General features: G+C 71.1%; 11 protein-coding genes and 1 pseudogene. 5 read left to right on the top strand and 7 right to left on the bottom strand.

The features are described from left to right. The 4 genes from QQY66_RS44040 to QQY66_RS44025 all read right to left on the bottom strand — a co-directional run bounded on the left by QQY66_RS44040 (position 1) and on the right by QQY66_RS44025 (position 11078). A complete protein-coding gene (locus QQY66_RS44040; RefSeq protein WP_301986067.1) occupies positions 1-6591 on the bottom strand; it encodes a type I polyketide synthase in 6591 nt (2196 codons plus the stop codon). A 189-nt stretch (positions 6592-6780) separates the two neighbouring features. Further along, positions 6781-9024: a condensation domain-containing protein gene (locus QQY66_RS44035; RefSeq protein ID WP_301986066.1), complete on the bottom strand. Its 2244-nt coding sequence runs from the start codon at positions 9022-9024 to the stop codon at positions 6781-6783. Between the two features lie 184 nt (positions 9025-9208). After that, positions 9209-10042, bottom strand: a complete 834-nt coding sequence (locus QQY66_RS44030; protein WP_301986065.1) for a hypothetical protein — start codon at positions 10040-10042, stop codon at positions 9209-9211. 10 nt (positions 10043-10052) lie between these two features. Further along, the gene (locus QQY66_RS44025; RefSeq protein ID WP_301986064.1) at positions 10053-11078 is read right to left on the bottom strand and encodes a methyltransferase; all 1026 of its coding nucleotides are present in this window, start codon (positions 11076-11078) and stop codon (positions 10053-10055) included. Between the two features lie 367 nt (positions 11079-11445). Here QQY66_RS44025 and rfbB point away from each other — a divergent pair, with 367 nt between their 5' ends. Genes rfbB through QQY66_RS44010 form a run of 3 tightly spaced genes read left to right on the top strand, consistent with a single transcriptional unit; the run spans position 11446 to position 14552 of the window. Then, the gene (gene rfbB, locus QQY66_RS44020) at positions 11446-12414 is read left to right on the top strand and encodes a dTDP-glucose 4,6-dehydratase (RefSeq protein WP_301986063.1); all 969 of its coding nucleotides are present in this window, start codon (positions 11446-11448) and stop codon (positions 12412-12414) included. A 20-nt stretch (positions 12415-12434) separates the two neighbouring features. Then, the gene (rfbA, locus tag QQY66_RS44015) at positions 12435-13304 is read left to right on the top strand and encodes a glucose-1-phosphate thymidylyltransferase RfbA (protein WP_301986062.1); all 870 of its coding nucleotides are present in this window, start codon (positions 12435-12437) and stop codon (positions 13302-13304) included. A gap of 15 nt (positions 13305-13319) precedes the next feature. Next, positions 13320-14552 carry a macrolide family glycosyltransferase gene (locus QQY66_RS44010; RefSeq protein ID WP_301986061.1) on the top strand — a complete coding sequence of 411 codons (1233 nt, stop codon included), beginning with the start codon at positions 13320-13322 and terminating at the stop codon, positions 14550-14552. Positions 14553-14642: 90 nt separating this feature from the next. On the opposite strand, the gene QQY66_RS44005 is transcribed toward QQY66_RS44010, so the two are convergent. Further along, positions 14643-17480, bottom strand: a complete 2838-nt coding sequence (locus QQY66_RS44005; RefSeq protein ID WP_301986060.1) for a LuxR family transcriptional regulator — start codon at positions 17478-17480, stop codon at positions 14643-14645. 300 nt (positions 17481-17780) lie between these two features. Between QQY66_RS44005 and QQY66_RS44000 the strand changes: the two genes are divergently transcribed. Together QQY66_RS44000 and QQY66_RS43995 are read left to right on the top strand one after the other, a co-directional pair. Next, on the top strand, positions 17781-18239 hold the full coding sequence (locus QQY66_RS44000) for a MarR family winged helix-turn-helix transcriptional regulator (protein WP_301986059.1): 459 nt from the start codon (positions 17781-17783) through the stop codon (positions 18237-18239). Then, a complete protein-coding gene (locus tag QQY66_RS43995; RefSeq protein ID WP_301986057.1) occupies positions 18236-20536 on the top strand; it encodes an MFS transporter in 2301 nt (766 codons plus the stop codon). The genes QQY66_RS44000 and QQY66_RS43995 overlap by 4 nt, the downstream gene beginning before the upstream one ends. 416 nt (positions 20537-20952) lie before the next feature. Here the strand turns inward: QQY66_RS43995 and QQY66_RS43990 are convergent. After that, positions 20953-21247: pseudogene (locus tag QQY66_RS43990) on the bottom strand (ISAs1 family transposase); the annotation flags it as partial. A gap of 162 nt (positions 21248-21409) precedes the next feature. Continuing rightward, entirely contained in the window at positions 21410-22477 is a 1068-nt protein-coding gene (locus tag QQY66_RS43985) for a hypothetical protein (RefSeq protein ID WP_301986055.1), read from the bottom strand. Positions 22478-22644 lie beyond the last annotated feature (167 nt).

The following is a 22644-nucleotide window of genomic DNA, read 5'->3' as shown; positions in this document are numbered from 1 at the left end:
TCAGATGCCGAGTTCGGTGTCGATGAAGGCCAGCACCTCGTCGGCGCTGGCCGATTCGAGTGCCGTGGCGGAGGTGGTCGTGGCCGTTTCGGCCGTCGTACGGCCGCCGTCCGGCTCGCTCCACCGCGTGAGCAGCGAGCGCAGCCGCAGGGTGATCTCCAGCCGGGTGTTGGTGTCCGGGTCGATGGCCGCCAGCCGCTGAGACAGCGCGTCCAGTTCGGTGAGGACGGAGCTGTCGTCGCCGGCGTCGGGCCCGTAGAGCTCGGTCTTGAGGTACGCGGCGATGGCGAGCGGTGTCGGGTGGTCGAAGACCAGCGCTGCGGGCAGGGTGAGGCCGGTGGCCTTGGCCAGCCGGTTGCGCAGCTCCATCGCGGTGAGGGAGTCGAAGCCGACGTCGCGCAGGGCGCGGTCGACGTCGAGCTGGTCGGGCCGCTCGTAGCCGAGCACGGAGGCGGCCTCGCCGCGGACCAGGGCGAGCAGGGCGCTGTCCCGGTCGGCGAGCGGCAGGTCGGCGAGCCCCGAGCCGCGCTGCCCGGACTCGGCGGCCGGGCCCGCGGGCGTCGGCGCGGACAGCGCCCGGATCTGCGGCAGGTCCTCGAACAGCGGTCGTGGGCGGGCCGCGCTGAACAGGGGGAAGAACCGCTCCCAGGCGACGGGTGCCACGGTGAGCACGGTCTCGTCGCGGTCCAGGGCCCGCTGCAGCGCGGTGAGGCCCAGCTCGGGTTCGATGAGGGGCAGGCCCCGCCGGTGCAGCTGGTCGAGGTCGACGGCCTCGGAGATGCCGCCGGCGCCCTCGACGCCGAACGCGTTCCACACGCCCCAGGCGATGGAGGTGGTGGGGATGGAGCGGGCCCGGTTGTGCTCGGCGAGCGCGTTGAGGAACGCGTTGGCGGCGGCGTAGGCGCCGTGGTCGCCGCTGCCCCACACGCCGGCGATGGAGGAGAACAGGACGAAGGCGTCCAACTCGCCGTGGTCGAGGAGTTCGGTGAGGTGCAGGGCGCCGTCGACCTTGGCGGCGACTCCGGCGGCGAACGCCTCCGGGCCGGTGTCCTCCAGGGAGGTCAGGTCCGCGACGCCCGCTACGTGCAGCACGGCGCGTACGGTCTCCCCGTCGGCGGCGAGCTCGTCGAGGAGCGCCGCCACCGCCTTGCGGTCGGCGATGTCGCAGGCAGCGATGGTGACACGGGCGCCGGTCACGGCGAGTTCGTCGCGCAGTTGCTCGGCGCCGGGCGCGTCGGCTCCGCGGCGCCCGGTGAGCACCAGGTGCTCGGCGCCCTCCGCGGCCAGCCACCGGGCGAGGACGGCTCCGAGAGCACCGGTGCCGCCGGTGACGATCACCGTGCCCCGCGGACGCCAGCTGCGCCGGGCGGCCCGCTGCTCGCCGGGAGCGTGGACAAGTCGGCGGATGAACGTGCCCGAGGGACGCAGGGCCAGCTGGTCCTCGACGCCGTGCCCGGCGAGCGCGGCGCACAGCATGCGCGCGACCCGGGCGTCGCAGACGGCGGGCAAGTCGATCAACCCGCCCCACCGGTCGGCGTGTTCGAGGGCCGTAACCTGGCCGAGGCCCCAGAGCAGCGAGCCCAGCGGGGCGTGCGGGTGGGTGTCCTCGCCGGCCGCGACGGCCTGCCGGGTCACCATCCACAGCGGGGCGCCGATCCCGGCCCGGCCGAGGGCGCGCACCAGGGCGAGGCTTATCGCCAGCCCGCTCGGCATGGCCGGATGGCCGGGGTGGCGCTCCTCGTCCAGACCGAGGAACGACAGGACCCCGGCCGGTGTCGAGCCGAGCCCGGTGACGAGGCCGCGCAGCCGCTCGGTGAGCCGGTCCACGTCGGCATCGGCGTCCTCGACCGTCACCCGGACCACCTCGGCGCCGGCCTTCGCCATGGCGTCCAGGGACGCGGTGACGGACGGGGCGTCCGTGTGCCGTTCCGGTACGACGGCCAGCCAGGGCCCGCTGAGGACCGGGGCGCCGGGCACGTCGGGCAGGTGCTTCCAGGTGATCCTGTAGCGCCACGCGTCCACGGCTGCCGTGGTCCGCATGCGCTGCCGCCAGTCGGCGAGCGCGGGCAGGACGGTGCCGAGCGGGGCGTCGGGCGCGATGTCCAGTTCGGCGGCGAAACCGTCCAGGTCGGTGTGCTGGACCGCCTCCCAGAACGCGGCGTCCTGGTCGTCGGCGGGCCGGTCACCGGTGTTCGCGGCAGTGCTGTCGAGCCAGTAGCGCTGGTGCTGGAACGCGTACGTCGGCAGCTCTACCGCGCTCGCGGCCGGTGTCAGTCGTGACCAGTCGACCCCGACCCCGGCGACCCACGCCTCGCCCAGCGAGGCAAGCAGCCGCCGCACACCACCCTCACCCCGACGCAACGTCCCACACACCACACCCCGCGCCCCGGCCGCCTCCAGTGTCTCCTGCACACCCACCGCCAGCACCGGATGCGCACTCACCTCGACGAACGCGTCAAAGCCCCGACGCGCCAACTCCCGCACCGTCTCCTCAAAACGCACCGTCCGCCGCAGATTCCGGTACCAGTACCCGGCGTCGAGTCCGCTCGTGTCGAAGACTCCACCGGTGACCGTGGAATAGAACGGCACCTCACCCGACCGGGGAGAGACATCCCCCAGCACATCGAGGAGTTCTTCCTCCACCTGCTCCACGAAAACCGAGTGCGACGCATAGTCCACCGCGATACGCCGCACTCTCACTCCGTCACGTTCGAGTGCGCTCACAAACTCGTCCAGCGCGTCGACGTGTCCGCACACCACACTCGACGACGGACCATTCACCGCCGCCAGGGACAGGCGTCCTTCCCACAACCCCAGCCGTTCCCGCACCGCGTCGGACGCCAGCGCCACCGACGCCATACCGCCCCTGCCCGCCAGCAGACCGCCGATCACCGCACTGCGCAGTGCGACCACCCGCGCACCATCACGCAACGACAAACCACCCGCCACCACCGCAGCCGCGATCTCACCCTGCGAATGACCCACCACCGCAGCCGGCACCACCCCACACGCACGCCACACCGCGGCCAACGACACCATCACCGCCCACAACACCGGCTGCACCACATCGACGCGGTTCGACAGCTCCTCGTCCCCGTCCCGCAAAACCTCCAGCAGATCCCAGCCCACGAACTCGCTCAGCGCCTCCCCACAGGCGAGCATCGACTCCGCGAACACCGGCGACGAGTCCAACAACTCCACCGCCATCCCCACCCACTGCGACCCCTGCCCCGGAAACACGAACACGGGACGGCGGGAATGGGCGGCCGCGTCACCCAGCACGGCCCCGCGAGCGGGACGGCCGGCGCTCAACGCGTCCAGGGTGGCGAGGAGTTCGTCGCGGTCACCGCCCACGACGACGGCCCGGTGCTCCAGCGCCGTACGCCTCGTCGCGAGGGAGAACGCCACGTCAGCGGGGGCGAGTCCGGGACGCTCGGCCACGTGCCCGCTCAGCCGCTCGGCCTGCGCGCGCAGGGCGTCGGCGGACGCGGCGGACAACACCCACGGCACGATCCCGGGCGCGCTGCCCAGGACGCCGTCGGACACCTCGGGCGCACCGTCGGTCTCGGGGGCGGCTTCGAGGATCACGTGGGCGTTGGTGCCGCTCACGCCGAACGACGACACCGCGGCCCGGCGCGGATGCCCGGCCTCCGCCCACTCCCGCGCCTCGGTCAGCAGCCGCACGTTCCCCGCCGCCCAGTCGATATGCGGCGACGGCACATCCGCATGCAGAGTGCGCGGCAACACACCGGCCCGCAGCCCCATCACCATCTTGATCACACCACCCACACCGGCCGCCGCCTGCGCATGCCCGATGTTCGACTTCAACGACCCCAGCCACAGCGGCCGTTCGACCGACCGCCCCTGCCCATACGTCGCCAGCAGAGCCTGCGCCTCGATCGGATCGCCGAGCCGAGTCCCAGTGCCATGCGCCTCCACCACGTCCACCTCGGACGCCTGCACCCCCGCGTTCACCAACGCCTGCCGGATCACCCGCTGCTGAGCAGGCCCACTCGGCGCACTCAACCCATTCGACGCACCGTCCTGATTGACCGCACTGCCCCGCACCACCGCCAGCACCCGATGCCCCAGACGCCGCGCGTCCGACAGCCGCTCGACGACGAGCATGCCCACGCCCTCGGCCAGGCCGAAGCCGTCGGCGGACGCGGAGAACGCCTTGCAGCGCCCGTCGGGAGACAAGCCCCGCTGGCGGGAGAACTCGACGAGCATGCCGGTGCTCGGCATCACGGTGACACCGCCGGTCAGCGCCATGTCGCACTCACCGGTGCGCAGCGCCTGGCACGCCTCGTGCAGGGCGACCAACGACGAGGAGCAGGCGGTGTCGATGGTCAGCGACGGCCCCTCCAGGCCGAGCACGTAGGAGAGGCGGCCGGAGGCGACGCTGCCGGTGGAGCCGAGGAACAGGTGGCCCTCGACCGCGCCGGCCTGCGCGGTGGGTTCGCCGGCGCGGGGGCCGTAGTCCTGGGTGATGAGGCCGAGGAACACACCGGTGCGGGAGCCCTTGAAGGCGTGCGCGTCGAGACCGGCGTCCTCGATCGCCTCCCAGGCGGACTCCAGGGCGAGCCGCTGCTGCGGGTCCATGGCAAGTGCCTCGCGCGGCGAGATCCCGAAGAACTCCGCGTCGAACTCGGCGGCGTCGTGGAGGAATCCGCCCTCGTGCTGGGAGAACCGGCCGGGGCCGCCCATCTCGGGGTCGTAGCCGTCGGCGATGTTCCAGCCGCGGTCCGTGGGCAGCGGGCCGACCGCGTCGACACCGGCGAGGACCGTGCGCCACAGGTCGGCGGGAGAGCCCACGCCACCCGGGTAGCGGCAGGCCATGCCGACGATCGCGATGGGCTCGTCGTGCAGCGCGGCCCGGCTACCGACGGCCGGGGCGGGATCGGCGTCGGCAATGGTGCCGAACAGTTCGGCGTCCAACTGGGCGGCGAGCGCGTTCGGCGTGGGGTGGTCGAAGACGACGGTCGGGGAGAGCCGCAGCCCGGTCGCGGAGCGCAGCCGGTCGCGGATGCCGACGGCGGTGAGCGAGGTGACGCCGAGGTCGCGGAAGGTGCGCCGGTCGTCGATGGAGCCCTCGTCGTCGCCGTCGAGTGCCGCGGCGGTGCACTCCCGCACCACGGCCAGCAGATGGGCGTGGCGTTCTACCGGGTCGAGCGGCGCCAGGCAGGCGCGCAGCGCCTCGTGCGGGGCGCCGCCGTCCGCGGACTCTTCGCGCGGCCCGGCGGTGAGGACCGCCTCCGGCAGTCGTACGGCCTCGGAAGCGGGCAGGACGGTTCGCAGGTCGGCGGCACCGCCGGACACGTGCAGCTCGGCCAGCGACGCGAGGAAGCGGGACGGACCGCCCTCGCCGCGGCGCAGGGTGCCGAGGACGGTGGCCGTACGGGCCGCCCGGGTCGCGGAGACCTCCATGGCGGTGGTCAGCACCGGGTGCGGGCTGACCTCGACGAGCGTGGTGTGCCCGGCCTCCAGCGCCGCGCGGGTGGCGTCGGCGAAGCGGACGGTGGAGCGCAGGTTGCGGCACCAGTGGGCGGCGTCCAAGGGCGTGCCGTCCAGCGCTCCGCCGTGCAGCGCGGAGTAGACGGGGATGCGGGGGGCGTGGGCGCGGACGGGCGCGATGTCCTCGCGGATGCGGGGGAGGATCGCGTCGATGTGCGGGGAGTGCGCGGCGAGCCCCACGTCGACGCGCCGGGCGTGGATGCCCTCGGCGGTGAGGTGGGCGACGAGTTCCGCCGCCGCGTCCACGTCACCGGAGGCGACGGCCGAGCCGGGGCTGTTCTCCACGGCGACGACCAGCCTGCCCGGCCAGCGCCGGTCGAGCAGGCCGGCGAGTTCGTCGGCGGGCAGCAGCACCGACACCATGTCGCCGCGCCCGGCGAGGGTGGCCTGCGCCTGGCTCCAGCGGGCCACGACCCGGGCGCTGTCGTCCAGGGACAGTGCCCCGGCGACATGCGCGGCGGCCAGCTCACCGAGGCTGTGCCCGAGCACGGCGCCGGGGGTGACCCCGGCCGCGCTCCACAGGTCGGCCAGCGCCACCATCACCGCGAACAGCGCGGGCTGCACCACGTCGGCGCCGGCCGGCTCGGGACCACCGGCCGCGCCCGTCACGGAGTCCAGCAGGGAGTGGTCCAGGTAGGGGGCGAACGCGTCGGCGCAGTTGTGCACCTTGCGGGCGAACACCGGGGCGGTGTCGAGGAGTTCGCGGGCCATGCCGGTCCACTGCGAGCCCTGCCCGGGGAAGACGAACACCGGCCCGGCCGGGGAGGCGTCCGCGTGGGTGCCGGTGACCACCGCCGGGTGGTCGGCGCCGGCGGTCAGCGCGGCGAGCGCGTCCAGGGTCTGCGTGCGATCCCCGGCGAGCACGACGGCCCGGTGGGTGCCGGCCCCGGCCCCGGCGACGAGGGCCTGTCCGACCCCGGCCGGCGACCACTCGGCGGTCGCGCCGAGGTGCGTGCGCAGAGCCTCGGCGCGGGCCCGTACGGCGGCGGCGCCGGGGCCGGTCAGGACCCAGGGCAGCACGGTCCCCGTCCGGGGGAACAGTGCGGAGCCACCTGCGCTGCCACGGTGTTCGGACACGTTCTTGCTCCCGTCGTCGTTCTCTTCACACAGGTCTGCGGCACAGCTGGCCGACGGCGGCTCGGCGGCCGGTGGGCCCCCGCCGCCGGGGGATACGGCGGAGGCCCCGCCACTTGCGTGGCGCTCAGGAGTGGTCGGTCGGTCGAGAGGTCTTCGGGTCGGGCCGGCGATCGGCCGGCCCGCGGTCGGTCAGCTGTCGTCGCGCAGGGCCCGCAGATGGCGCGCGAGGCTGCGCGGCGTCGGGTTGTCGAACAGGTCGGCCAGCCTGATCCGCGTCCCCGTCACGTCGTCGACGCGCTGCACCAGCTGGGCGCCGAGCAGCGAATGCCCGCCGAGCGAGAAGAAGTCGGCGTTGGCGTCGGCGGGTTCCGCGAGGTCGAGGAGGTCGCGCCACAGCCCGCGCAGGTCACCCACCAGCCCACCGGGGTCGTCCAGCTCGCTCTCCGGCTCGGCCGCGGCGGACGCCAGCAGCGCCGCCGTGTCCCAGCCGCCGTCAGGACGCAGCGGCAGCACGTCGGTGCGGATCACCCGGGCCGGCTGCACCGCGCGCGGCAGCAGCCGGGCGGCGTGACCGGCGACGTCGTCCGCGAGACCGGGCCGCTCGTCTGCGGTGACGAACGCAAGCGCCGTCCCGTCCGCGACGGCCAACGCCGCCCCGGTGACCTCCGGATGCGCCAGCAGTACGGCCTCCACCCGCTCGGGGTGCACCACCCGGCCGTGCAGCAGAGCGGCGCGCTCGGCGTGGCCGTACAGCTCCAGCGCGCCGTCGCGGCGCAGGCTGCCGGTCCAGCCGGTGGCCACATGCGTGGCCCCGTCGGGCCGTACGAGGCACACCTCGCCGCGCACCCCGGCCGGGAGCCGGTTGCCGGCCCGCCCGACGACGGCGACGTGCCGGGCGTCGAGCGGGTGGACGACATAGGGGTAGCCGCCGTCGGCCGCGCAGCGGGCCGCCGCGTCCGCGAGGCCGAGCGCCGAACCGTCGGGGGCGGTGCGGAACGCGTCGAGGTCGCGGTCGGCATCGACCGCGGTGTCCGGCACCGACCGTGCCGTGCCCGGGCCTGGCAGCGCGCGGTCCTCGGCGCTCCACACGTCCAGCTCACCGACGGGCCGGTCGGGTTCGGCGGCGACGGTGTGCAGCAGGGTCGCGTAGCGGTGGGCCAGGGCCTCGGCGTCGGCCCGGTCGAGCACCTCGGAGCAGTACAGGACGCGCAGGCCGATGTGGTCGGCACCGGACTGCACGAACAGCTCCAGGTCGAACTTGCTGAACCCGGTCTCGAGGTGCAGCGGCCGGGCCGGGACGCCACCCAGTGTGAGGGGCTGGGCCGGCTCCACGGGCACGTAGTTGAACATGTGCTGGAAGAGGGTGTCGCGCCAGGACACCGTCTCGCGCACGGTCTCGTGGGCGATGGCGTCCACAGGTACGTCGCTGTGGGCGAGCGCGCCGAAGAAGGCGGTGCGCGCCTCCTTCACCAGGTCGCGGAAGCCGCGGCCGGAGTCGACTGTCAGCCGTAGCGGCAGGGTGTTGACGTGGTAGCCGATCGCGGACTGCGCCTCGGGCGGCCGGATGTTGACCGGGGATCCGACGACGAGGTCGGGCCCGGCGCCGTGTGCCGCGAGCAGCAGGCAGAAGGCGGTGAGGAGGATGACGGCCTCGGGTGCCCGCAAGGTGCGCTGGAGCCCGCGCACCAGGTCCCGGGTCTCGTCGTCCAGGACGCGCAGGACGGTGTCGCCCACCAGGGTGGCCCGGGCCGGTGCGAGGCGTGTGCAGTCCAGGTCGAGACCGGCCGGGTCGAAGCCGTCGAGCGCGGAGCGCCAGTAGGCGAGGCTCTCTTCGCGGGGCGCGGCGTCCCGCAGGGCCGGGGCGGGGGCGCGCAGTTCGTCGGGCAGGTCGCGGCCCGTGGCGCGGGCGTCGTAGGCGGCGGCGAGTTCGGCGATCAGGACCGGCACCGAGACCGCGTCGAAGACGAGGTGGTGGACCACCACGGCGAGGGTGTCGGCATCCGGTCCCCGGAAGACGGCCACGCGCAGCATCAGCCGGCCGTCGCACCGGATCGGGGTCGCGGCGAACTCCCGCAGCGCCTTCTCCGGTACGCCGGCGACGATGTCGTGGACCTCGACGCGCGGAGCGGGGGTGTCCTCGCCGAGCACCTCGCGGACGAGGCCCGCCTGCCGGTCGAGGTAGACCGTGCGCAGGACCTCGTGGCGGCGTACCAGGGCGTCGACGGCGGCCTGGAGCGCGGCGGTGTCGAGCCGTCCGTCGACGCGGACGGCGAGGGGAACGTTGTTGACGCCGGCGTCGGGCAGCAGCCGGTCCAGCAACCACAGTGCGCTCTCCTTGGGCGTCGCCGCGTCCAGCCGCCGCTTCTGGGTCAGTGCGGCAAGCAGGGCCGCCGCGGCGCCGTCGGCCGGCTTCGCCTTCTCGGCTGACTGCACGGTGGGTCACCCTTTCGCTGATGGTCGATGGTCACGGTCGGCACGGTCCGGGCCCGGCGCGATCCGAAGGTGCGGCTCTGAGGCAGGTCGGTGGTGGTCGGCTGCGGTTCGGCAGCTCCCCGAAGGGGGCGCGGCGAACTGCGCGACCGGCCACGATGGCGCCGCGGCGTTTCCAGCGGAGCGCTCAGCTCTGCGGACGGGACCGGGTGAGCAGGCCGGTGAGGACATCGGCGGTGGCGGGGCTGCGCAGGATGTCCTCGTGGGCCGCGTCGACGGGGATGAGCCGCCCGGCGTACCGGGCGTGCGGGTCGGCCGCGGGAGTGGTCAGCGCGGTGGCGTCTTCCCACGACACGGCCGGGTCGAACACGGCGGCTGCGGCGATGTAGGCGACGAACGCCTCATAGGCGCCGCTGAGTTCGCCGGCGAGTTCGGCGGGCAGCTCCGCCCGGGCGAAGGCGGCGCCGGTGATGCCGGTGAAGACCTCGGTGAGCGCGGCGCCGAGCGCGGCGAGGCCGGCGCTCTGCTGGGCTGCCTCTACGGCTGCCTGCCCGGCCAGCGCGGATTCCTCCGGGCTGAGCACCGAGCACAACCGTGCCACGGCGGCCCGGAAGTCCGCGACCATGCCGGCTTGGTGAGGCGGCTCGGGGTCGAACAGGACGACGGTCGGCGCCTCATCCTGCTCCGCAGCGAGGAGTTGCGCGACGCGGGCCGCGTACAGGCCGCCGACGCAGTAGCCGAGAACGGCGCGCACCGGGCGCCCGGTGTCGCGCACACCCCGCACCCAGTACGACACGAAGTCCTCGCCGTCGAAGGTGCGGGCCCGCTCCAGTTCCGGCTGCCGGGTCTCCCAGAGCGGGACGCTCGGAGCGAGGAGGCGGCCGAGGTCTGCGAACGTGGACTCCGGACGCCCGGAGACGGCGAAGTCGACAGCCAGCACGAGGGGTTCGGCACTGCTGCCCTCGTTGAGGACCTTCCACGCGGGCGGCGCGGTGGTCAGCAGGGGCTGCGGCATGGTCACGGGGGCTCCTTCAGTGGGCAGCGGCGCAGATGTGGGCGGTGTGGCCCGTGGAGAGGCGGAGGGTGTCGAGCACCTCCAGGCCGGCCTCGGCGATCTGGGTCCGCTGGACCTCGTCGGTACGGCCGCGGGTGCCGTCCTCGCAGACGACCATCTGGAACAGCACGCGCATCCAGTCGAGATCGGTCTCGACCAGTGGCTCGACGACCAGCAGCCGGGGCCACTCGTCGGCGGGCCGGCCGGCGCCGGTGCGCTCCATGGCCTGCCGGATGCGGCCGAGGATCACGACGCTGTGCTCGTGGTTCCAGTTGTGCAGCACGTTCTTGACTGTGTAGAGGTCCGCGTCGGCGGGCACCTCCTGGAGGAAGTCACCCGACTGGTAGGTGAGCCGTTCCGCGAGGTCCTTGCGGCCGGAGGCCTCCAGTTCAGCGGCGGCGCGGGCACAGACGTCGGGCCGGTCCAGGCACGTGCCGGTCAGGTGCGGGTGAGCGGTGAGCAGCCCCTTGAGCAGCTCTCCGCTGTTGCCGCCGACGTCGAGCACGCTGCGGACGGCGCCGAAGTCGTAGGCGTCGGCGAGGGCCGCGGCGACGGGCCGGGCCAGGTCGGCCATGGCCTTGTCGTACAGGTCGGCCTCGGCGGGGTGCTGCTCGAGGTACTCGTAGATGCGGGTGCCGTGCAGGTGGCGGAAGGCGGACTCGCCGGTGCGCAGCGTGTGGGTGACGGCGGTGAACGTGTCGGCGTACAGGCCGCCGGAGAGCATCACGTAGTGCCGCATCGACTGCGGGTGGTCGTCGCGGAGCTGGTCGGACAGCGCGGAGTTGCGGTACACGCCGGCGTCGTCGCGGCGGAAGACGCCGAGCGCGGACAGGATCCGCAGCAGCGCCTCGAGCGTCTCCGGGTGGGTGCCGGTCTGCTTGGCGAGTTCCTCCGCGGTCATCGGCGTGCCGTCGAGGCGGTCGGCGAGGCCGAGTTCCGCGGCGGCGGTCAGCGACTTCGCTATCCATCCCATTCCCGCCAGGCCCATGAGGCTGACTTCCACTGTCGTCCCTTCGTCGGGTTCGTACGGCCCTGCACCGGTGAGGCGGTCGGCCCCCGCTGCGGGCGACGTGGCGGGAACCTCGGTCCCACGCCACGTCCCCGCGACCGTGCCGGAGCGTTCGCGAGATCCTCACGAGTGCTCCGGGGCCGCTTGTCGGCCGGTACGGGCCGGGATCGCCGTCCCGTCTTGCAGCGGCGGCTTCATGGCTCGCCTCGAACAGAACCTACGGAGGCACCCCCACCCGAACTGAACCCTTACAACCCCCTAGCCAAGGCGCCCTGCGTGATGCCGGATAAGGGGTATGGACCACTGCCCGGCCGCCCATTACAGTGGCGCCCAATTGTTCGGGCAACCAGGGAGAATACCAATGCGCGCCCTAGTGACCGGGGCAGCCGGTTTCATCGGCTCGGCTTTCGTCCGGAGCTCCCTCACGCATTCCGGGTCCGTGTTCCCGGACATGGAGATAACCGCGTTCGACGCGCTGACCTACGCCGGCAACATGGAGAATCTCACCCCGGTCGCCGGCCATACGCGTTTCACGTTCGTCCGGGGCGACATCGCCGACGGGGAACTCCTCGCTGAGGTGCTGCCGGGCCACGACGTCGTGATCAATTTCGCGGCGGAGACCCATGTGGACCGCTCCATCGAGGGCCCGTCGGTGTTCGTGCGGACGAATGTCCTGGGGACCCACACCCTTCTCGAAGCTGCACGTCGGGCCGGGGTCCAGCGGTTCGTGCAGATCTCCACGGACGAGGTGTACGGGTCGATCGCCACCGGTTCGTGGATCGAGGAGTCCCCGGTTTCCCCGAACTCGCCATACGCGGCGGCCAAGGCCGGCGCCGACCATCTGGCACTGGCCTATGCCCGTACATACGGAATGCATGTCTGCATCACCCGGTGTTCCAACAACTACGGCCCCTATCAATTCCCGGAGAAAGTCATCCCACGCTTTGTGACCCTGCTCATGGAAGGGCACAGAGTGCCGCTGTACGGCGACGGCGGGAATGTCCGTGACTGGCTGCACATGGACGACCACTGCGCTGGAATTCGCCTGGTCCTGGAAAAGGGGGAACCGGGCGAGGTGTATCACATCGGCGGCGGCACCGAACTCACCAATGCGGAGTTGGCGCGGCTGTTGCTGGCCGAATTCGGCCTAGGTGCCGACATGGTCGAGCGGGTCCCCGACCGGCTGGGCCATGACCGGCGCTACTCACTCGACGACTCGAAACTCCGCGCTCTGGGGTACCGGCCCGGCGTCCCGTTCACCGAGGGCCTGCGGGCGACCATCGCCTGGTACCGGGAGAACACCTCCTGGTGGAAGCCGCTGCTGCCCTGACGCGGAGTCGGAAGGACATCATGCGTGGAATCGTCCTGGCAGGCGGATCCGGCACGCGGCTGAGGCCCGTCACCCGCGTCGCCTCGAAACAGCTCCTGCCGGTCTACAACAAGCCGATGATCTACTACCCCCTGTCCGTGCTGATGCACGCGGGCATCCGGGAGATCCTGGTCATCAGCGCCCCGGGCTTCCTCGGCTCCTTTTCCGATCTGCTCGGCGACGGCCGATGGCTGGGCCTGGAGATCTCCTACGCCGAGCAGCCGAGCCCCGACGGCCTCGCCGACGCCCTGCGCATCGGCCGGGACTTCGTGGGGGACGAAGAGATCGCCCTCATCCTCGGCGACAACATCTTCTACAGCCACCAGCTGCCCGCGATGCTCCAGCGCGAGCGGCAACGGCTCGACGGCTGCACCCTGTTCGGCTACCCGGTCGCCGACCCCGAGCGGTACGGCATCGCCGTCACGGACGCCGACGGGACGCTCGTCTCCCTGGAGGAGAAGCCGGAGAAGGCCCGGTCGAACCTGGCGGTCACCGGTCTGTACTTCTACGACAACGATGCCGTGGACCTGGTGCGGGAGCTGACCCCCTCGGCCCGCGGCGAGCTGGAGATCACCGACCTCAACGCCCTGTATCTGAAGGCTGGCCGGGCCCGCCTGGTCAACCTGGGCCGCGGCAGTGCCTGGTTCGACACCGGCACGCACGACAGCCTGCTCGACGCGGCGACGTTCGTGCAGCTCATCGAGAAGCGCCAGGGCATACGCATCGCCTGCATCGAGGAAGTGGCGTACCGCATGGGCTTCATCGATGCCGACCAGCTGTTCGAGATCGGTCGGCGGACCGGCGTGAGCACCGAGTACGGCCGGTACGTGATCGACCTGGCCGGCACCTGAATCCGAGGAGTCCCCGTGACCGAACAGCGCCCCGCGCGCCACTACCTCTTCTTCGCCGCCCCCGCCCACGGGCATGTGCGGCCCACGCTCCCCGTCGCCGCCGAGTTGGTGCGGCGCGGCCACCGGGTCTCATACGCCACGACCGAGCCGTTCGCCGCCGAGGTCGGCGCGACGGGTGCCGGGACCGTGCTGTACGACCCGGCCGTGCCCGACTTCGCCGGGGCCGTGCCTGGCGACTCCCCCGACTGGCTCCCGCTCGCGCTGACGGCGGCGATCGCCGAGTCCTCCGCGCTGCTGGCGACGCTCGTGGACCGCTTCGGCGACGCAGGGCCGGACGTGGTGGCGTACGACACGACGATGAATCCGGCCGGCCGCCTGCTGACACGGCTGTGGCAGCTGCCCGCAGTGGAGTTCTCCCCGGTCTTCCTTCCCCAGCGCACCAGCAACCCGGGGTTCTCCCTCGCGGCCATGCTGCAGGGCTCCCCGCAGGACGGGTCGGCCGAGAGGCCGGCGGTGCGCCGGTTCCGCGAGGACCTGACCGCGCTGCTGGCCGGGTACGGAGCGGCGGACGTCTCTCCGCTGGACTTCGTCACCGGCTTCCGGGGTCTGCGCATGGCCTTCTTCCCGCGCGACTTCCAACCGGGCGGCGACCTCTTCGACGACCGGCACGTCTTCGTCGGGCCCTGCCTGGACCCGTCCCCGCCCTCCGCCGCGTGGCAGCCGCCCGCGGACGGCAGGCCCGTCGTGCTGGTCTCGCTCGGCACCTCTTACAGCGATCGCCCGGAGTTCTTCCGCACGTGTGTGAAGGCCTTCGCGGACAGCCCTTGGCACGCGGTCCTGACCGTGGGCCGCACGGGGGTCGATCCAGCCGAACTCGGGCCCCTGCCCGCCCAGGTGGAGGTCCACCGCTGGCTGCCGCATCTCGCCGTGCTGCCGCACGCGCGGGCGTTCGTCTGCCAGGCCGGCATGGGCAGTGTGATGGAGGCCCTGGCCTGCGGAACGCCGCTGGTGCTGGCCGCGCAGGCCCAAGAGCAACGGATGGTGGCGCGCCGGGCGGTCGCGCTGGGCCTGGGCACCGAGGTGCCGGGCGGCGAGGACCTCACGGCCGCGGCCCTGCTGGACGCCGTGGGTTCCGTGGCGGACGACCCGCAGGTGCACGCGAGCGTGGCCGGCCTGCGCGAGCGGATCCGGGAGGCGGGTGGCACCGCGCGGGCCGCGGACGTCCTGGAGCGCCTCGGCACCAGCTGACCGCGGCGCACGAAGCACCAGGGCGGGAGGGGAACACCGACGCGTGCTCTCATCCCGCCCTTCCCGTATCCCCGGCCATGAACGGACCGCTCAGTAGGAGACCAGCGGTTGGAGGCTGGCCGTCGGCAGGTCCTCGCGACTGTTGACGTTCAGCTTCCGGTAGACCCGGGTGAGATGTTGCTCCACCGTGCTGATGGTGACGTGCAGGCGGTCGCCTATTTCCCGGTTCGAGTACCCCATCGATGCCAGGGCGGCCACCTTGCTCTCAGCCCTGCTCAGTTCGTTGATGCCCTCGCTCTGCGGGGCGGGACTCGCCTCGGACTCCGGCTGCCGGTCCGTCTGGGCCGTCGGCTCCGCGGTCTGTGCGGGGTGCAATCGGGCGACGATTCCCGCGGCACCGCACGCCTGCGCGAGCCGCAGTGCCTTGCGCGAGGCGTGCCGTGCTCGCGCGCTCTCGCCGAGGGCCTCGTGGGCGTGGGCGAGGTCCGCCATCGTTCTGGCCAGTTCGTAGCGGTCCCCGCAGTCCTGGAGAATCTCCGCGGACTGTCTCAGGAGCGCCGGCCGCCGCTCCGGCCGGGAGACCGCTGCGCACACCCGCAGGGCCATTCCGGCACTACGGCTGGTGCGGTTGCCGGCCAGCAGTGCCCACTGCTCGTCCATCAGGGACTTGGCCCGCGCGTGATCGCCCATGCGCAGCAGGGCCTCGGCTGCTCCCGCTCGCCACAGGGCGAGGCCGGGAGCGTCGAGGTTCCACCGCCGCATCAGGGTGCCGCAGTCGAGGAAGTCCCGCAGTGCGGCGTGGGGGCGGTCGGCGGCGAGATGGTGCTGGGCGCGCGCGTAGCGGTACTGCAGGCCGTAACGGCTCTCGTGCATGGGGTCGGCCGCGGGGAGTTGGAGCAGGGCGTCGGCTTCCTCGGTCCGCCCCATCGCCACGTGGGCGAGCACGAGAGTGGAGAGGAGGCCGCCGATCTCCACGCCCCATCCTTCGGCATCGATGTCATCGAGTGCTTGCCCGGCGAGCCGGACGGCGCCCTTCAGGTCGCCCTGGCGCACGGCGATCTCTGCGCGCAGTGCCGCCAGGGAGGCGCGCCAGGCGGGGGCGTCGACGGTCTCGACCTCGTCCATCAACGAGGCGCACCATGAACCGGCGCTGTCGAGGCGGTCCGCGAAGATCAGCGCGGACAGCCCCATCACCAGCGGTTCGAGGGTGGCCTCGGTCACTTGGTAGAGACGCAGGGCCTGTTCGACCTCGCTGATGAATCCGCTGTCCGCACCACCGCCCAGCACCCCGACCAGCAGCCTGGCGGCCTGCCACTGCAGTTCGTCCCGACCGGTGACCGGACCGCTGCGCCGTACGACCAGACCGTGGTCGTACGGGAAGTGCTCGGCCACCGCGGGGAAGGAGACCGCCAGCCACATCTCCAGCAGCCGTAGTTCCGCGCACACCTCGTTGGGGAGCGAGTCGGACTCGCGGTGCAGCCGGTGCAGGATCTCCTGCGCCTCCTGGTGCCGACCGCTGCGCAGCAGATAGCGGACGAGAAGCAGGGTGTACGGGGTTCCGAACCGCTCCTGCACGAACGGCTTGGTCACCTGGTCGAGGCAGCGCAGGGCCGCCGTCGGGCTGTGCCGCCACTGGACGCGGGCGAGGTGGAAGAGGATGGCGCCCCGCTCCGCCTTGTCGGTGCAGAGCCGGTGGGCCTGCCTCAGCCAGGCGATGGCTTCCTCGACCCGATTGTCCGTGAGAGCCCGGTCCGCTGCCTCCCGGAGCACCGAGACCGTCCACGCCGCCTGCTCGGTGCCCAACTCGACCTGCCCCACCTGGCCGAGAAGGCGACTGGCGACCTGGGTGGCGGGCGCCCCCATGTCGTAGAGCAGGCGGGCGACGCGAAGCTGCATCCCCGCTCGGTTCTCCTCCGGGATGCCGTCCATGACCGTGACTCTGGCCGCAGGGTGGCGGAAGCGTCCTCCGTGGGTCACACCGACGGTGCCGAGGATCCGCAGGAGCCGGTGGGCAGACTCCGGGCTGGTATCGAGACACTCGGCCAGGAGTTCCTTGCAGGTGCTGTCGCCGAGGAGTGCCGCCCACCGCGCGGCTTCCAGCGTCTTCGGTCCCGACCGGCGCAGGCAGGTGACCACGGCCTGCGAGAAGTGTTCCCCGACCACCGGTTCCCGCTGCTCCCGGACCGTTGATCCGGAATCAGCCAGATCGCGCAGCAAAGCGTGCAGCAGCAATGGGCTTCCACCGCTGACGTCATGAAATTCCGCGCCGAGCAGGGCGGCCTTCTCCGCCCCCAGACGTTCCGCCAGCAATTCCCCGGTACCCACCGGGCTGAGCGGCCCTGTGCGAATATGACGCAGCGCCGGGAGACGCATGATTTCCGCCCGGAAGAGGGGGAAGCGTGGCTGTGGATCTTCCGTGTCCGCGAGCACCATGGTCACGCATGCCGAGCGCACCCGGCGAATGAAATAAAGCAGGTACGCCAGGGAAAGTGCATCAGAATTCCGCACATCATCGACGAGAACGACGACGGGGATGCGTTCAGCGAAGGAGGCCAGGAGGCCCCACAACCCCTCGGCGACCCTGGCGTGCGCCGGCGTGATGGCCGTGGTGACCTCGTCCACGCCCACCTGCACGCCTTCTGCCAGCAGGGCGGTGAGCCGCCTGGCCGGTTCGGGTCCGAGCGGGAGGGCGCCGAAGAGCTGACGCACCGCAGCCAGCGGCACATCCCTCTCCAGCGGGGAACAGGCGACGGTGACGACGACCAAACCCCGTTCGACCACCCAGTCGGCCGCTTCCTGCAGCAGGGCGGTTTTCCCGCTGCCCGCCACACCGCTGACGACGGCAATTCCGCCGTTCCCGGTTTCCCCGTCCGAGATCAGCCCACGCAGGGCGAATATGTCGCCCTTCCTCTCAATGAGCGAATCCAATGAAAACAACCCCCGTTGCTTTGTTTGTACCAAACGCGCCGACCACCAGGCCGACCCACATTCCTCCACACATCCATTCCGAACCATTCGATTGAAGCACACAACTATTCAAGCGAAGGCAAAAAGAACGCCGCAAGAGCGCAAACGACAAGGAAGATGCCAGATTTTCGACATTTGCGAAATTCAACTCAAAGCCCCACCCGTCGGCCGCACCCCTCCCGACCCACTTGCCGATCGGTGAGCCAGCTGACATATTGAGCCTGCACTCAAGATGTTCCATGACTCACTATGGAGGTCTCCGTGACGCAAGATCCCGAGGTCACGGCTTCTGAGCTCGTCGCAGCTCTGACGGAGACGCTGTCTCCGCTTCTGCGCCACGCCGGGACCGTGTTCGCCAGCAATCAGGTCCCCTTCTCCCAGGCCAGTCTGCTGACCGACCTTTACGAACAGGGCGCTCCCCAGCGCATGAGCACGCTGGCCCAGACGTTCGATGTGGCCCCGCGCACCGTCACCACTCTCGTCGACGGGCTCGAGCGCCGTGGGCTCGTCCAGCGGGCCGCGGATCCGGACGACCGTCGCGCTGTCCTGGTCAGCGTCACCGACAAGGGCAACGCGCTGATGCAGGAGATCGAGTGGGGCAGGCAGGCCCTCGCCGACGAGCTCGTCAACGGTCTCACCCGCGATGAACGTGTGGAGTTCGCTCGCCTGCTCAACAAGCTCCGCCAGGCGCCCAAGAGCGAGAAGGGGCCCCAGGCATGAGCGCAGGCGTTGCGACGGCGAAGGACCAGGCGTCCGCCGAGCGCGACCACCGCAACCGCTGGTACGTGCTCGCGGTCATCGCCACCGCTCAGTTGATGGTGATGCTCGACGGCACCATCGTCCAGATCGCGCTGCCCTCCGTCCAGCAGTCGCTCCATATGTCCGACACCGACCGGCAGTGGATGGTCACCGCGTACGCGCTGGCCTTCGGGGGCCTGCTCCTGATCGGTGGCCGGCTCGCCGACCGTTTCGGCCGCGGCCGGACTTTTCTCGTGGGCCTGGTCGGCTTCGCCGTGGTCTCCGCGATCGGCGGTGCCGCACCCAACACCGAAACGCTCATCGCCGCCCGCACACTGCAAGGTGTCTTCGCCGCCGTCCTCTCGCCGGCCACAGTGTCCTTGCTGACCACCACCTTCACCGACACCAAGGAACGGGCCAAGGCATTCGGCCTCTTCAGCGGCGTCGTCGGCAGCGGAGCCGCCCTCGGGCTGATCGTCGGTGGTGTGCTCACCGAATACGCGGGCTGGCGCTGGTGTCTCTATGTGAACGTGCCGATCGCCGTCGCCGTGGTCGCCCTGGGCATCGCCACTCTGCCGCGCGACCGGGGCCACCGTGACATCACCCTCGACACGACCGGTGCGGTCCTCGGCTGTCTGGGACCCGTCGCCCTCGTCTACGGGCTGTCCGAGGCACCGGAACGCGGCTGGGACTCCCCCTTGGTGGCCGGACTGCTGGTCGCGTCCGTCGCGCTGATCGGCGCCTTCCTGTTCTCCCAGGCCCGCATCCGGCAGCCGCTGCTGCCGCTGCGCGTGGTAGCCGAACGTACCCGTGCCGGGTCCTTCCTCGGGGCCGCGCTGCTCAACTTCGGCATGATGGGCATCTCGCTGTTCGCCACGTACCACCTGCAGAGCGTCATGCACTACAAGCCGCTCAAGGCGGGATTCGCGTTCCTGCCGATGGTCGGAGCCGTCATGGTGACCGCGACCCAGGTGGTCGCCCGTGTCATGGGACGCATCCCGACGCGCTGGCTGGTCGGACCCGGCCTCGCCCTCACCGCAGCGGGAGTGTGGATGTTCACCACGCTCTCCGAGGACAGCTCCTATCTCTTCGGGGTGCTCCCCGCCTGGCTCCTGCTGGGCATCGGCATGGGCCTGAGCTACTCCCCCACCACACACGCCTCCCTGGCAGGGGTGGCGGAACGCGACTCAGGCGCTGTGTCCGCCTTCCAGACGACGGCCCGGCAGATCGGCGGCGCCGTCGGCCTCGCACTGAGCAACACCCTCGCGGCCGACGCGGCAGCCTCCTACTACGCCGACCACAAGGGCCAGGGTGCGCAGGGTGAGCTCCTGATCAAGTCCATCGTGCACGGCAGCGCGGCCGCCGCATGGTGGGTCAGCGGCATACTGCTCGTCGGCACGGTCATCTGCACGATCATGATCAACGCCGATCCGCGCAAGGCACAGCAGGCCACTGCGGACACCGAAGCCGGCGGTGCACCGGACACCGACGCCATCACGATCTGCGGCCGTGTCGTCCGGGCCGAGGACGTGCCGGTCTCCGAAGCAGCGCTCACCCTGGTCACCCACGATGGCCGCGAGGTCGCGCGCACGTCGGCTGACGGCGACGGCGCCTATGCGCTGCGGGCGCCCGGACACGGACCGTACATTCTCATCGCCCGCTCGGACACCCACCGTTCGACCGCCACCCCGCTCGCCCTCACCGCAGGCGCCTCGGCAATCGAGCACACGGTCACCTTCCAGGACGAGGGTGTCGTCACCGGCATCGCGCAGGACGAGGCGGATGGGATACCCCTCAAGAGCGCGTCCGTCATACTGACCGACGTGAACGGCCGCCTCATCCGTTCCCTGTCCACGGACGAAGACGGTTCGTTCCTCATCGACAAGCTCGCGTACAGCCCGTACGTCCTCGTCGTCCACCACGACGGCTACCAGCCTGCGGCCATCGACATCCAGATCGGCGAGGCGCGGCAGATCACCGTGACCGCGGACCTCACCGCGTACACCCGTCTCGGCAGTCTGAGCGGGGTGGTCAGCGACAGTGAGCGCACGCCCGTGAACGACGTGCGACTCACTCTCACGGACGGCTCCGGCACAGGGCTGACCGCCACTACCAATGAGGACGGCAGCTTCCGGTTCGCGGACCTACCGGTCGGCAGCTACTTCATGATCGCGGCGGGCCACCCGCCGACGGTGAGCCGACTCACCATCTCCGAGGCAGCCAACCAGCACGACATCCATCTGGACCGCCGCAAAGGCGCTCCCTCTCACCACTCCTGACCCATCGTCTCCTGTCACAGTCCGGCGTCCAGTAGGCCAGGAAGTCGCCGTTGCTGATGACGGCGCGGAGGGCGAGGAAGGCTTCGGCTCCGGAGCCGCTCCATGTGGGCGGCGCCGGAGCTTTCGCCACGTTCGCACAGGTCAGCCTTGAACGCCCCCGCAGTCGGTGCTGCGGGTACGGCTTGCCGGTGTAGTGCAGCATCGCGGGCGTCTCGTCCCGGGTGGTGCCCATCAGGACCGGCACCCTGTTCCCGTTGCCGCCCTTGACCGCCTCTACCAGGTCTTCGACAGACCCACTGTCATCCAACGACCCACGCGAAAAGGGCCCTCACAGGCTGCTGCCTGCGAAGACCCTTCACACCGTCGGGACGACAGGTTTTGAACCTGCGACCCCTTACCCCAGGGGCGACGCGTTCTCAGGCTGTGAGTCGGAGCATGGCTGTCGCGTGCTGAGGGCGTGACCGGTAGTGATCGGCTGCGGCGGCGATGTTGGTCCAGCCTGCTTGGCGCATGAGTCCGATTGGCGAGGTTGCGCAAGGTGGCCATGGCGCGGGGTGCGGTGCCGGTGCGTACTCGCGAGGCGTCCTCGCCGTAGGTGACGTCTCTGATGTGGTGCAGGGCCTCAACTGACCAGTGGTCCTGTACGAGTTCGGCGAGTTGCGCCGGGCTGGCCTGGTCGAGCGGGAGGCTGGTGACCGCGTAGACGGTCTTCGCCTCGACGTCGACCAGGACAGACCAACACCGGAGGTCCCGTTGACGGACCAGTGCGGCACGACGACGCCGACTCAGACCTTCACAACGGCCTGCGGCGTGTTCGCTCCGGGGCATCTCGGCGCCCTGGCCCGATACCTCCCCTTCGAACTGGTCCCTGCCTCAGCTGCTGAGGTCCATCAGGAGGATGCCGTCGCCCTCGCCCTCGGCACCGCCGTCCACTTTCAGTCCGAAGGCCATTTGCGTGCCGTCGGGCGATACGACCGGGTTGTTGGCCCCGAAGCCCTTGTAGTGGTTGAACGTGGTCATCCGCTCGAACGTCCCGGAGCCATCCAGCGAAAGGCGCCAGATGTCGACCATGCCGGGGAACAGGGAGATGGCGAAGTCTCGCTCGACCATCATGTAACGGCCGGCCGGGTCAGTGCCTTCCGCTTCGTCGAAGAGCAGCGAGGTCGGCGCGTAGTCCTTGACGGCGCCGGTGTCGAGGTTGACGCCCATGGCCTGTCCGCCCTTGTGGAAGTAGGCGGAGAAGATCAGTTCGTCGTCGGGGTCGGCATCCCCGTCGGGCAGGGATCGGAAGTCCTGAGCCTCGACGGCGGGTGTGGTCAGGGAGACATCGCGCTTGTCGAGGGCAACCTTCCGGTCGGCGATCTCCGGTATGCCGTTGCGGTAGACGATTCGACCCGTCAGGATCTTCGACTGGCCGAACAGGGCGTCGACGATCACGTCCGGCTTGGTGAAGTCGATGGTCGACTGGTTCCATGCGATGCGGGTGGAACCGGATTGCTTGGACACCGCGACGCCCTCCCAGCAGCTCTCGCCGAGACGGACCGGGGCACGTGTGCCCAAAGGCCGCTGGAGCACCCACAGTTCGCCGCGGAAGCGGTCGCCCTCGGGGTCGTCGGCGCTGCGCTCATCCACCGCGCACATGACGATGTCGCCGTTGCTCAGGTGGTGCGCCCGTAGCACTCCCCCCTGGAGCGCAGACGTCTTGGTCAGATTGCGGCTCGCGCCGGTCGCCAGGTCGTACTCCCAGAGGTCACCGATCGGAGCGTCGAGGAAAGCAAGGCGCTTCCCGTCGGGAGACCAATCGGCACGCTGCGGTGCGCCGCCGTTCGGCAGCTGGATGTCCAGCAGCCGGATGTGGTCGGGCAGGTGGTCGACCGGTGAGCCGTCAAGGGTGCCCTTGTCCGGATCGAAGTCCAGCATCGGCCGCTGAGCCGTAGCCATGGCCGGAGACGTGTTCGCGTCCGCGGCCTTGACCGGCTGCGCGTGAACCTGAACCAGCAGGCACGCCAGGGCGATCGATCCCGCGAGTGAGAATAAGTGACGGGTACTCATGTTTGGCAGCCTGGCAGTTCGACGGCGCCGGTGCAAGAACCTTCTTGCATCGTAAG

It is taken from the genome of Streptomyces sp. DG2A-72 (assembly GCF_030499575.1).
GTDB lineage: Bacteria > Actinomycetota > Actinomycetes > Streptomycetales > Streptomycetaceae > Streptomyces.
The sequence above is the reverse complement of the archived record's forward strand: the minus strand, read 5'-3'. Positions and strand labels throughout refer to the sequence as shown.